Annotated in this window: 8 protein-coding genes; 4 read left to right on the plus strand and 4 right to left on the minus strand. The window is 64.4% G+C overall.

The annotated features are described in order from the left end of the window. Positions 1-27: 27 nt before the first annotated feature. From GWQ44_RS08305 to GWQ44_RS08315, 3 genes are all read left to right on the plus strand, one after another. Complete coding sequence (locus GWQ44_RS08305) at positions 28-3,480, plus strand: GMC oxidoreductase (protein ID WP_275927017.1); 3,453 nt, start codon at positions 28-30, stop codon at positions 3,478-3,480. 129 nt (positions 3,481-3,609) lie between these two features. Beyond that, positions 3,610-5,478: a hypothetical protein gene (locus tag GWQ44_RS08310; protein WP_275927018.1), complete on the plus strand. Its 1,869-nt coding sequence runs from the start codon at positions 3,610-3,612 to the stop codon at positions 5,476-5,478. A gap of 47 nt (positions 5,479-5,525) precedes the next feature. Then, positions 5,526-6,782, plus strand: coding sequence for a metallophosphoesterase (locus tag GWQ44_RS08315; RefSeq protein ID WP_275927019.1), 1,257 nt, complete (start codon positions 5,526-5,528; stop codon positions 6,780-6,782). Positions 6,783-6,839: 57 nt separating this feature from the next. On the opposite strand, the gene gbcA is transcribed toward GWQ44_RS08315, so the two are convergent. Further along, positions 6,840-8,135 carry a glycine-betaine demethylase subunit GbcA gene (gene gbcA / locus GWQ44_RS08320; RefSeq protein WP_016964284.1) on the minus strand — a complete coding sequence of 432 codons (1,296 nt, stop codon included), beginning with the start codon at positions 8,133-8,135 and terminating at the stop codon, positions 6,840-6,842. Between the two features lie 290 nt (positions 8,136-8,425). Here gbcA and gbcB point away from each other — a divergent pair, with 290 nt between their 5' ends. Then, the gene (gene gbcB / locus GWQ44_RS08325; protein WP_016964285.1) at positions 8,426-9,526 is read left to right on the plus strand and encodes a glycine-betaine demethylase subunit GbcB; all 1,101 of its coding nucleotides are present in this window, start codon (positions 8,426-8,428) and stop codon (positions 9,524-9,526) included. Positions 9,527-9,604: 78 nt separating this feature from the next. Here the strand turns inward: gbcB and GWQ44_RS08330 are convergent, their stop codons facing one another. The 3 genes from GWQ44_RS08330 to GWQ44_RS08340 form a co-directional block, all read right to left on the minus strand. Beyond that, positions 9,605-10,432 (minus strand): nitrilase-related carbon-nitrogen hydrolase, encoded by an 828-nt coding sequence (locus GWQ44_RS08330; protein WP_016964286.1) that lies wholly within the window; start codon positions 10,430-10,432, stop codon positions 9,605-9,607. Next, positions 10,429-11,874: a cytosine permease gene (locus GWQ44_RS08335; RefSeq protein WP_047306420.1), complete on the minus strand. Its 1,446-nt coding sequence runs from the start codon at positions 11,872-11,874 to the stop codon at positions 10,429-10,431. The genes GWQ44_RS08330 and GWQ44_RS08335 overlap by 4 nt, the downstream gene beginning before the upstream one ends. Positions 11,875-12,150: 276 nt before the next feature. Next, positions 12,151-13,191 (minus strand): low specificity L-threonine aldolase, encoded by a 1,041-nt coding sequence (locus tag GWQ44_RS08340; protein ID WP_016964288.1) that lies wholly within the window; start codon positions 13,189-13,191, stop codon positions 12,151-12,153. Positions 13,192-13,277: the final 86 nt, after the last annotated feature.

Raw genomic sequence — 13,277 nt, forward strand, 5'->3', positions numbered from 1 at the left:
CCCCATCTGCCTGAGAGGAACCCCGCCATGACTCGGATCGCGACCCCCATCAGCGAGATCCAGGAACACTACGACGTGATTGTCATCGGCTCCGGCTACGGGGGCGGCATCGCCGCTTCCCGATTGTCCCGGGCCGGCCGCCGGGTCTGCCTGTTGGAGCGAGGGCGGGAAATCCAGCCCGGCGAGTACCCCAACACCCTGGCCAGCGCCACCGAGGAGTTGCAGGTGCATGACCCCGAAGGTCATATCGGTTCGCGTACCGGACTCTTCGATCTGCACGTCAACGCCCAGCAGAACGTGGTGGTGGGCTGTGGCCTGGGGGGCACTTCGCTGATCAACGCCAACGTCGCCCTGGAACCCGAACCCGGGGTCTTCGATGACCCACGCTGGCCCCAGGCGGTGCGCGAGCACCGTGACACCCTGCTCAAGGAGGGCTTCGCCCGGGCCCGGGAGATGCTCAAGCCCAATCCCTATCCGGATTCGGCACCGACCTTGCCCAAGCTGGTGGCTCATCGCAAATCCGCGGAGTTTCTCAAGCAGGGCTCGCACTTCTACAAGCCGCCGATCAACGTGACCTTCAACAAGCTGCCCAACAACCTCAACCACGTCGGGGTCGAGCAACTGCCCTGCAATCACTGCGGCGACTGCGTCTCGGGCTGTAACAACAAGGCCAAGAACACCACCCTGATGAACTACCTGCCGGACGCCTGCAATCATGGCGCGCAGATTTTCTGCCAGGCCCAGGTGCGCTACCTGGAGCGTGACGGCGACGGCTGGATCGTGCACTTCCAGTACCTGGACAGTGGCCGCGAGACGTTCTCGGCGCCGACCCTGTTCGTCAAGGCCGACATCGTCGTGCTGTCCGCCGGGACCCTGGGTTCCACGGAAATCCTCCTGCGCTCCAAGGCCAAGGGCCTGCCCACCTCGGCCCAGCTCGGCGAGCACATGAGCGGCAACGGCGACATCCTCGGCTTTGGGCACAACTGCGAGCAGACCATCAATGGCATCGGCTTCGGCACGCACTCGGCCGATGAACTCAAACCCGTGGGGCCGTGCATCACTTCGGTGATCGACATGCGCGGCGAAGGCGACTGGCGCAGCCGCATGGTGATCGAGGAGGGCTCGATTCCCGGCGCTCTGGGGCGGGCCATGGTGCCGAGCATGGCGCTGTTCGCCGGGACCCTGGGCAAGGCCACCGACGACAGCCTCGGCGGTCGGTTGGGCTACAAGGCGCGCGAGGCCGAAAGCTTTGTGCGCGGGCCCTACTACGGCGCCCTGCACAATATGCAGACCTACCTGATCATGAGTCACGACAACGGCCGCGGGCGCATGCTGCTCGATGACCAGGACCAGCTGCGCATCGACTGGCCGGGCGTTGGCGAGCAACCCAACGTGGTCCTCGGCAACGAGCGCCTGTACCAGTGCACCAAGGCCCTGGGCGGGATCTGGGTGGAGAACCCGATCTGGACCCAGCTGCTCAAGCACAGCATCGTCTCGGTACACCCGCTGGGGGGCTGCGTGATGGGCGAGGATGCCGGGCAGGGCGTGGTCAACCACAAGGGCCAGGTGTTTTGCGGCGCCAGCGGCACCGAGGTCTATCCCGGGTTGTATGTGGCGGACGGCGCGGTGATTCCGACTTCACTGGCGGTCAATCCGCTGCTGACCATCTCCGCGGTCAGCGAGCGCAACATGCGCCTGCTGGCTGAGGATCGCGGCTGGAAGATCGACTACAGCCTGCCCTCGGCCCCCAGCAAGGCGGTGCCGGCGCCGACCCTGGGCGTGCAGTTCACCGAGACCATGAAGGGGTATTTTTCCACCGCCTTCACCCAGCCCCAGGGCACCGATCTGGCGCTCTATCAGGCGGCGGCCAAGCGCGGCGAGGCGCAGAACTCCCCCATCGAGTTCACCCTGACCATCACCGCCGACGACCTCGACCGGATGATCAAGGAGCCCGCGCACGCCGCGACCCTGGTCGGCACCCTGAATGCCCCGGCGCTGTCGGCCCAGCCGCTGGTGGCCAGCCACGGCGTGTTCAACCTGTTCGAGGAGTATCAGCAGCAAGTGGGCGTGCGCCACATGAACTACGACATGCGCCTGAGCGCCGAGGACGGCCACGAGTATTTTTTCAGCGCCTTCAAGACCGTGCCCGAGGACCACGGCGTGCTGAACATCTGGCCCGACACCAGCACCCTCTACGTGACCCTGTACCGCGGCCAGGACAAGAGCGGCCCGGTGCTGGGCAGCGGGGTGATGCACATCCTGCCGGCGGACTTCGCCAAGCAGATGACCACCATGAAGGTGCTCAACGCACGCAACGAACGCGAGCGCATCGAGGGCCTGGCGCGCTTTGGCAAGTTTTTCGCCGGGATTCTCTGGGAGAGCTACGGCGGGGTGTTCGCCGGGGATATCTACTTCAACCCCGACGCGCCGCCCCGGCTGAAACGGCCCCTGGACGCGCCGGCGCCGACCGTGCATTTCTTCCAGACCGAGGACCAGGTGCACTTGCGCCTGACCCGTTATCAGGCCGGCAGCAAAGGCCCGGTGATGCTGGTGCACGGGCTGGGCGTGGGCTCGAATATCTTCTCCACCGACACCATCCAGACCAACCTGCTGGAGTACCTGTGCAAGCACGACTATGACGTCTGGCTCCTGGATTTCCGGGTCAGCATCCTGCTGCCGGCGAGCAAGCAGGAGTGCAATGGCGACCAGATCGCCGCCTACGATTTCAAGGCCGCCATCGGCCAGATCAAGCAGGCGACCGGGGCCCGGGACGTGCAGTGCGTGGTGCACTGCTACGGCGCCACGACCTTTTTCATGTCGTTGCTGGCGGGCTTGAAGGACGTGCGCTCGGTGGTCTGCTCGCAGATCGCCGCCGACGCCGTGGTGGCCACCGCCACCGGGATCAAGGCCGGGTTGCACCTGCCGGGCATGCTCGACGCCATCGGCATCAGGTCCCTGACGGCCTATGCCGACAGCAAGGAAAGCTGGTTCAACAAGCTCTACGACACGGCTCTCAATGGCTATGCCCGGCTTGAAGCCCAGGGCTACTGCACCAACCCGGTGTGCCATCGCATCACCTTTATGTACGCCTCGCTGTACCGCCACGACACCCTCAACCAGACCCTGCACGACAACCTGCACGAGCTGTTCGGCGCGTCCAATATCGAAACCTTCGAGCACCTGGCGTTGATCTGCCGCAAAGGGCATCTGGTGGACTTCAAGGGGCGCGACGTCTACATGCCGCATTTCGACCGGCTGAAGCTGCCGATCTGCTTCATCAGCGGTGCCGACAACCAGTGCTACCTGCCGCAAAGCACGCAGAAGACCTACGAGCGCCTGTGCCAACTGCATGGTCCCGAGCTGTTCAGCCGCCACGTGGTGCAGGGTTACGGGCACATCGACTGCATTTTCGGCAAGAACGCGGTGGTGGATGTGTACCCGCTGATCCTCGCGCACCTGGACAAGACCGCCCAGGGCTGACCCTGGCCAGCCCGCGGCAAGATCACCGCGGGCCCGCGCCAGATCAGGCAACAGGCACCGCAGCAAGCGCACTTGGAGGCCGAGTGCAGGCTGCGGCGGCCGCTCCACATGGATGCAGGGAAGGTTGAGATGAACGCTTATATCCGCTGGTTCCAACGCTTTATCTGGCTGGGCATCGCCATGAACATGGTGTTCGCCCTGCCGGCGCTGTTTGCCCCGGCGCTGCTGACCGCGGTGGTCGGTTTGCCGCCGGTGCTGTCTGATCCCTGGCTGGAAAACACCGGCATGCTGCTGGTGGGCATCAGCCTGTTCTACCTGCCTTCGGGCTGTAACGCGCCGCGCTTCGTGGTGCATTCCTGGCTGTGCGTGTTGTCGCGGCTGATTGCCGTGGTGTTCTGGATCTACCTGATCGACACCAGCAATCAGTCCCAGGTGTTCGTGCCCATGCTGATGGGTGACCTCGGCATGTTCCTGATCCTCGGCATCCTGCTGTACCTGGGCAGTGCCCCGGCCAACCGGCCCTGGGCCTTGCTCTGTGCCGGGCTGCAGGGCCTGCGTGAACACTGGGCCGCCTGCTGGGCACGCCACAGCTTTCGCGTCGGCGCCCTGGTGTCGCTGCTGGTCCTGGGGTTTGTCGGCTACCAGACCTGGGTCAACATGCTGCGCGAGGTGCCGCAGCCGGTGGAAGCCTCCGACGAGGATCACTTCAAGTACGCCGCCATCGGCCTGGGCATCGAAGCGCGGATTCCTTACTACCTGTTTGCCGTGCTGCCGCAGCTGTGCCCGGAAAAACTGCCGCGACCCGGTGGCTACGAGGTCTTCGGCTTCCTCTACGAGAACGGCCGGGACCTGCCGGTGGGCATGGCCAAGCGGCAGCTCGGCTACCCCACGGTGGAGCCCAACTGCGCCCTGTGCCACACCGGTGCCTACCGCGCCAGCGCGGGCGATGTGTCGCAGGTGGTGCCTACCGCACCGGCCAACCTGATGCAGCTCCAGGCCTTCCAGTGGTTCGCCTACGATTGCGCCAGCGATCCGACATTCACCGTGGATGCGGTGATGAACGCGATCAACGCCAAGTTCCAGCTGGGCTTCATCGAGCGCCTGTACAACCGCTACCTGATCATCCCCATGGCCAAGAGCGCGCTGCTCAAGCAGAAGCAGGCCTATGCCTGGCAGAAGCTGCGGCCGCCGCAAGGGCCGGGGCGTACCGACACCTTCAACCCGACCAAGATGGTGGTGTTCGGCTTCCCCGACGACTCGACCATCGGCACCGTGGACCTGCCGCAGATCTGGAACCAGAAGCCCCGGGAATCGATGTACCTGCACTGGGACGGCAACAACAACCAGATCCGCGAGCGCAACTACGCGGCGGCGATGGCGGTGGGCGCGACCCCGCAATCGGTGCTGCCTGAGAGCTTCAACCGGGTCACCAACTGGCTGCTGGGGCACAAGCCGCCGGCCTGGCCGTTCGCCCTCGATCAGGCCAAGGTGGCCCAGGGCAAGCCGCTGTGGGAGGCCAACTGCGCCGGTTGCCATGATTTCGGCAAGGCCGACACCGGCCAGGTCACCACCAACATTCAGGCGCTGGGCACCGACCCCCATCGCCTGGACTCCTTCACCACCGGCCTGGTGCAGGCCTTCCACGGCTTCAAGAAGCCGCCGTTCGACTTTGGCGCCTATCGCAAGACCCAGAGCTACAGCAACACCCCCACCGACGGCATCTGGTTGCGCGCGCCGTACCTGCACAACGGCTCGGTGCCGAGCCTGTGGGACCTGTTGCAGGCGCCGGAATTGCGGCCCCAGGTGTTCTACACCGGCTCGGATGTGTATGACCCGCAAAAAGTCGGCTTCATCACCAGTGGCGCGACGGTGCAGGGCCCTGGCTACTTCAAGTACGACACGCATCTGGAGGGCAACAGCAACAGCGGCCATCTGTACGGCACGCAGCTTTCCGCAGAGCAGAAGTGGCAGTTGATCGAATACATGAAGACCCTGTGACGCCCGTTCGGCGTTTGAGCAGAGGGACCATCAAGAGGGATGCCAGCATGTCATTTGTGAGCAATCTGGAACACGAATACGAACAGGTGAAAGCCCGTGTCGACGGGCTGTTGGCCAGGCTCGACCTGGCCTGGAAAAAACTCGCCAGCCAGCTTGAGCCGGCGGAGCTGCAGGCGATCGTGCAACTGCTGCAGCGCGCCCATGACCAGGCGCAGTACGCCCTGATCCACGGCGACTTGCCCCCCGGTCAGGCACCGGTGCCCTGGGAACTGGCCCACGGCCTGTCGGTCTTGCACCTGGGCAACGCCAAGCCCTTGCCGCAAACGGTGGACGAGTTGAAGACCCAGGTGATGAAGGACGGCACCCTGCTGGGCTGTCGCCAATGGGAACTGCTGGACCTGCGCTGGAGCGAGGCCCTGCTCAACTGGATCGAGAACCAGCACAAGCACGCGCCCTTCGGCAGCACCCCGGCGCTGATCAAGATGGCCGACAACGTGCTGCTGGACATGGCCGGAGACTGGGGCACCGGCTATTTTCAGCCCAATTCGGCGGCGCAGCGCGTGGCGGACCTGATCAAGCAGGACCAGCCGGATGTCACCGTCCACCTGGGGGATGTGTACTACGCCGGCACCGGCACCGAGGAGGGCGCCGACCTGGTCGACTGGCCCCAGGGCAGCCTGGCGTCATTCAGCCTCAACTCCAACCACGAGATGTACAGCGGTGCCCATGGCTACTTTGCCGAGATCGCCGCGCTGTTTCCCAAGCAGCAGGGCACCAGCTACTTCGCCCTGTTCAACAGCCACTGGCTGATCGTCGGCCTGGACAGTGCCTATACCGCCGACGAAATGAACCTGTACATGGACGGCAACCTCAATGTCCCACAGCAGCAATGGCTCGAGGACCTGATGGTCAGCAAGGGGCAGGGGCGCAAGATCATGGTGCTCAGTCATCACCAGGGGCTGGATATCAGCGGCCAGCAGCAGACGGTGCTGTACAAGCAGGTGGTCGCGGCCCTGGGGCGGGTTCCGGATTACTGGTACTGGGGGCACCTGCACAATGGCATCTGCTATGCGCCCAAGGACGGCATGTACGGGCGCTGCATCGGCCACGGGGCGATTCCCTATGGCGTCACCCGCGAGCTGAAAGGCAACCCTCAGGTGCTGTGGTCGGAAACCCTGTCGGCGGGTGATCCGAACTACCCGCTGCGGGTGCGCAATGGTTATGTGAGGGTGAGATTGAGCGGCTCGCAGATCAGCGAAGACTTCATTGGAGAGACCGGCGCGATCAGTTGGTCACGGCCCTGAAGGCCCTGCCGCGGCAGCGGCTACACAAACCCTGTAGCCGCTGCCGTGCTGGCGGTATCAGCCAGTGACCGGCACGCCCTTGAGGTAGGGCGCCGGTTCCGCGCCGAGGTTGTTCAGCATGCGCTCGCTGTACCAGTCGACGAAGTTGACCACGCCGAACTCGTAGGTCTTGGAGTACGGGCCCGGCTGGTAGGCGGTGGAGTTGATGCCGCGCTGGTTCTCTTCCGCCAGGCGCCGGTCCTGGTCGTTGGTGGCGTCCCACACCTGGCGCATGCGCGCGACGTCATAGTCCACGCCTTCCACGGCATCCTTGTGCACCAGCCATTTGGTGGTGACCACGGTTTCCTGGGCGCTGATCGGCCACACGGTGAACACGATGATGTGATCGCCCATGCAGTGGTTCCACGAGTGCGGCAGGTGCAGGATGCGCATCGAGCCCAGGTCCGGATTCTTGATCCGCCCCATCAGCTTGGCGCAGCCCTGCTTGCCGTCCATGGTCATGGACACGGTGCCCTTGAGCAGCGGCATGCGCACGATGCGATTGCGCAGGCCGAAGCTGGCGTGGGCGTAAGGGATCTTCTCGGCTTCCCAGGCGGCGGCGGAGGCGGCCACGTGGTCCTTGAACGCCTGGTCGGCCCGCGGGTCGGTGACGTCGTCCCATTCCAGCAGGGTTTTCAGCAGTTCAGGGTGCGAGCCGCCGCAGTGATAGCACTCGCGGTTGTTCTCCAGCACCAGTTTCCAGTTGGCCTTTTCATGCAAGGTGGTCTGCACCGCCACCTTGGTGTTCTCCATGTCGTAGGGCTCCATGTAATGGGCCAGCGTGGAGAGGAAATCGTCGATCGCCGGCGGATTCTCCGCCAGGGAAATGAAGATGTAGCCGCCGGCGGTTTTCACGTTCACCGGTTTCAGGCCGTATTGCTTCATGTCGAAGTCGGCGCCCATCTCGGTGCCGGCGAACAGCAAGCGGCCGTCCAGTTCGTAGGTCCACTGGTGGTAGTGGCAGACCAGCTTGGCCACCTTGCCCTTGTCGCTGGTGCACAGCCGCGAGCCGCGGTGGCGGCAGACGTTGTGGAAGGCGTGGACCACACCGTCGGCGCCGCGGATGACGATGATCGGGTTCTTGCCGATCTGCAGGGTAATGTAGTTGCCCTTGGTGGGGATCTCGCAGGTCATGCCGGCGATCAGCCATTCCTTCTGGAAGATCTCCTGCATGTCGATATCGAACAGCCTTTCATCGCAGTAGAAGGGCTGCGGCAGGGAGAAGGTCCGCTCGCGCTCCTGCAGCATCTGTGCAGTGGCCTTGCGTGCAGGTTCCAGTGGATCGCCCAAGCTCAGGGTTGCGGTGACGTCCATCGTTCAAGTCCTCATGGCCGTTCGGTGCGGCCGGCGAATTAAATAGTGGCTACGGTGGGTGCTACGCAAGTCACGAAAAATCGGTTGTCGTGTTTGAGGCGAGTGTGGGTCCGCGGGCGCCTTGAACCTTATCCGTGGGCGACATGGCCCAATCTGTTCCCGACGCGCCAGCCCCGGCAGCTGGGGGCTGGTCGCGATAAGCATGTGAATGTCGCAGATAGGTAAATGGGCGCGAGAAGCCTTACGCAGAATCGCTGACAAGACGCCGACAGTCGGCCGCGGAGAACAGCATGTCCAACACCTTCCTCAACCCGGTAACCACCCAGACCTGGGCCAATGGCCGTCACATCGTCCGTTGCGTCAAAGTCATCCAGGAAACCTGGGACGTGCGGACCTTCTGCTTCATGGCCGACCAGCCGATCATGTTCTTCTTCAAGCCCGGGCAGTTCGTCACCCTGGAGCTGGAGATCGAAGGCCAGCCGGTGATGCGCTCCTACACCATTTCCAGCTCGCCCTCGGTGCCCTACAGCTTCTCGGTGACCATCAAGCGCGTGCCGGGCGGCAAGGTCTCCAACTGGCTGCACGACACCCTGCATGAGGGCCAGGAGCTGGCGGTGCACGGGCCGGTGGGGCTGTTCAACGCCATCGACTTCCCCAGCCCGAAAGTGCTCTACCTCAGCGGCGGCGTCGGCATCACCCCGGTGATGTCCATGGCGCGCTGGTTCTACGACACCAACGCCAACGTCGACATGGTGTTTATCCACAGCGCCCGCTCACCCAAGGACATCATTTACCACCGCGAGCTGGAGCACATGGCCTCGCGGATCGACAACTTCAGCCTGCACCTGATCTGCGAGAAACACGGCCTGGGCGAGCCCTGGGCCGGTTATCGCGGCTACCTGAACCACAAGATGCTGGAGCTGATGGCCCCGGACTTTCTTGAACGGGAAGTGTTCTGCTGCGGCCCCACGCCCTACATGAACGCGGTCAAGCGTCTGCTGGAAGCCGCCGGTTTCGACATGGCGCGCTACCACGAGGAATCCTTCGGCGCGACCCCGCCCGAAGCCCGGGCCGACGCCGTGGAACATGCCGAACAAGCCGCCGAAGCGCCGGAGCCGGACCTGGCCGATCTGCATCAGGTGGAGTTCACCGCCTCCGGCAAGAGCATCCGCGTGGCCCCGGGGGAAACCGTGCACGCGGCCGCGGCCAAGCTCGGCCTGATGATCCCCAAGGCCTGCGGCATGGGCATCTGCGGCACCTGCAAGGTGCTCAAGCTGGGGGGCGAAGTGGCGATGGAACACAACGGCGGGATCACCGAGGAAGACGAAGCCGAAGGCTACATCCTGTCCTGCTGCAGCGTGCCCAAGGGCGACGTGCGGGTGGAGTTCTGATCGCCGGCAAGCCAGCTCCTACACCCATCTGCTGTAGGAGCTGGCTTGCCAGCGAACAGGTGCAACCTGATCCCCCGGTTACTGATACAACGCCGGGCGCCGATCCAGGTGCACATGGTTATGCTCACTGATGGACTTGTGCCAGGCCTGGGCCAGATCCAGCTCCGCCAGCAGCAACTGCTCGGTGCGTTCCCGATCCTTGCCCGCCAGCGGATAACCGTCGGCGTCGACAATGGTCGAGCCGCCCACCCAGTTCACCTCACGCTCCTCGCCACAGCGGTCGCAGGCGGCGATGAACATCCGATTGACTGCCGCGTTGGCCTGTACCCGGATCATCTCCGCCGGGCGTTCGCTGGCCGGGCGCGGGCCGTCCGGCCAGTTCACCGGCGCGCACAAAAGCGCCGCCCCGGCCAGGGCCGGCAGGCGCACCCATTCGGGGAACTCCAGGTCATAGCAGATCATCATGGCGATCGGCCCGAAGCGGGTGGGCACCACCGGTGGCGGTTCGTCGCCGGGGGTGAAGATCAGGTTTTCCTGATCCCACAGGTGCGCCTTGCGATACACCGTCAGCGTTCCTTCCGGCTCGATCAGCGCCGCGCTGTTGGCCACGCGTTGATCGTCCAGGCGCTCGCAGAAGCCGCCGACGATCACCACCTGCAGTTCTTCAGCCAGGGTTTTCCACAGGCTCAGGGTCGGCCCGTCGAGGCTTTCCGAGAGCACCAGGGCTTCCTGGCGGTCGCGGAACACGTAGCCGCTCTGCACCAGTTCCGGCAGCACCACCACCTGGGCGCCGCGGGCGGCGGCCTGGCGGATGGCCTCGGCGCTGAGGTTGCGGTTGTAGTCCAGGTCGCCGATTCGCGGTGCCAGTTGCTGGCAGGCCACTTTCAGGGATGTCTGGGGGATCATTGCGCGCCTCCTTCCAGTTGCTGTTCGCTGGCCTGGATGGCCAGGCGTTCGGCTTCCAGGTCCAGGTTACGGGTCAGGGCCCAGTAGACCAGCCCGGCCACCGCCAGGCCAATCACGAAGGCAATGTCGGCGCCGCCCAGGGCCTGGGACAGTGGGCCCTGGTAGAAACTCAGGGACATGAACGGCACCATCGCCAGCAGGCCGAGGAAGTAGGCCAGCAACCCGGCGCTGGACCAGCGGCCATAGATGCCGGCGGGATTGAAGATGTGGCTGATGGCATAGCGGCCTTTGCGCACCAGGTAGAAGTCCGCCAGGTTGACCGCGGTCCAGGGCACCAGGAAGTACAGCATCAGCAGGACAAAGGTGTTGAAGCTGCCCAGGTAGCTCTCGGGGATGTTCATGGCGATCAGGAAGATCACCACCGCCACCAGGAGGATGCCGGTCACCCGGCTCTTGAGCGTGGGCTGGATCGACTTGAAGCCGTCGATGGCGCTGATGCCGGTGAGCATGGCGCCGTAGCAGTTGACCGCCATGATGCCCACCAGCGCCGGCACCGCGATCAGCACGGTGAAGGTGCCGAAGCCCGGAATCAGCTGGTTGCCCACTTCGCGCACGCTGGCGATGGCGTCCGGCGAGGGCAGTGCCGAGGCCAGGAAGGCCCCCAGGGACATCAGCCACAGGGCCGATCCGGCGGCGCCCAGGTAGGTCCAGAAGATCACCTGGCGCGATGGCGTCTGGTGCGGCAGGTAGCGCGAATAGTCGGAGACGTACACCGAATAGCTGATCTGGTAACCGGCGGCGGCCGACAGCTGGATCAGGAACGCCGACCAGGAAAAATGCGCGTCGGCCACGGCAGCATCGGCCTGCAGGGTCAGCAGGGCGCTGACGGTGAGCACCGCGAACACGCTGATCATCACGTAGGTCAGCCAGCGCTGCACGGTGTGCAGCAGGTCATGGCCGACCACCGCGATCAGCACCGCGATGGCGATCATCAAGGTGTACCAGGGCGCCCGGGCCCCGGGGATCACCGTGTTGATGGCGTCGGTGGCGAGGATCACGTTGAACACGTTGAAGCCGATGTAGACGAACACCACCGCGGTGAACGGCACGATGGCCCCGCGCAGGCCGAACTGGGCGCGGGACTGGATCATCTGCGGCAGGCCCATGCGCGGGCCCTGGTTGGCGTGAAACGCCATGCAGAAGGTGCCCAGGCACACGCCGATGACGATCGCCAGGATGGCGTATTGCAGGGCCAGACCCAGGGCCGCGCCGGTGAAGCCGGTGACCATGGTGGTGAGCACGAAGTTGCCGGTGAACCAGAACGGGCCCTGGTGCCAGACCTTGCCGTGGCGCTCGTTGCGCGGCACGTAGTCGATGGAGCGGGTTTCGATCTTCAGGCCAGGAGACTGGGCCTTTTCGGTGACGCAAGACTGAGTCGTCATGGGTGGAGCCTTTGTTTTTATAGGTCGACCCCGGAGTCTCGGATAAAGGCGGCGGATGTTGAATCAGCAGGGGCAAATAATCAGTTCAGGAATTTGTGAACTGATGGCCGGTTGCTGTTGCTGTTGTGGCGAGGGAGCTTGCTCCCGTTGGGTGGCGCAGCCAACCCCATGCTCGCAAGCTCTTGACTCGGTAAGGCTCTGCTCCCGCTGCGCCCCGGCCGGCGCAGCGGGAGCAAGCTCCCTCGCCACAGGAAACCCTCCGGTCAGAAAGGTGGGTCAGGCGCTCATCACGGTGCGGATGTCGGCTGCCAGTTCGCGCACGCGCTCTTCTTCGGTGTCCCAGGAGCACATGAAGCGCGCGCCGCCCTTGCCGATGAAGGTGTAGAAACGCCAGCCCCTGGCGGTCAGGGCGGCAATCGCCGGTTCCGAAAGTTGCAGGAACACGCCGTTGGCCTGCACCGGGAACATCAGTTCCACGCCAGGAATGTCGGCCACCAGCTGGGCCAGCAACTGCGCGCAGTGGTTGGCGTGGCGGGCGTGCTTGAGCCAGGCGTCGTTTTCCAGCAGGCCGACCCAGGGCGCCGAGAGAAAGCGCATTTTCGAGGCCAGCTGGCCGGCCTGCTTGCAGCGGTAGTCGAAGTCTTCCGCCAACTGGTGGTTGAAGAACAGGATCGCTTCACCCACCGCCATGCCGTTTTTCGTGCCGCCAAAGCACAGCACGTCGACGCCGGCCTTCCAGGTCAGCTCCGCCGGGGTGCAGCCGAGGAAGGCGCAGGCGTTGGAGAAGCGCGCGCCGTCCATGTGCAGGTTCAGCCCCAGTTCCTTGCAGGTGGCGCTGATGGCGCGGACTTCTTCAGGGGTGTAGACGCTGCCCACTTCGGTGGCCTGGGTCAGGGTCACCACCCGCGGCTTGGGGTAGTGGATGTCCTGGCGCTTGAGGGCGATCTCGCGGATCGATTCCGGGGTCAGCTTGCCGTTCTGGGTGCCGGCGATCAGCAGCTTGGAACCGTTGGAGAAGAACTCCGGGGCGCCGCATTCGTCGGTTTCGACGTGGGCGGTTTCCGAGCAGATCACGCTGTGGTAACTCTGGCACAGCGACGACAGGGCCAGGGAGTTGGCGGCGGTGCCGTTGAAGGCGAAGAACACTTCGCAGTCGGTTTCGAACAATCTGCGGAAATGATCGGCGGCGCGAGCGGTCCACTGATCGTCGCCGTAAGCGCGCTCGTGGCCGTGGTTGGCCTGCTCCATGGCGGCCCAGGCTTCGGGGCAGATGCCGGAGTAGTTGTCGCTGGCGAATTGTTGGCTCTTGTCGGTCATGGCCGGCTCCGTGGTCGATGATGGTGCGCACTTTACCCAAGAACAATGGCTCAGCACACGCTCTGTTTATGCCGGAATAATGCAGG

Origin of the sequence: Pseudomonas sp. 3MA1 (assembly GCF_029237275.1) — a bacterium.
GTDB classification, from domain to species: Bacteria; Pseudomonadota; Gammaproteobacteria; order Pseudomonadales; family Pseudomonadaceae; genus Aquipseudomonas; species Aquipseudomonas fluorescens_AP.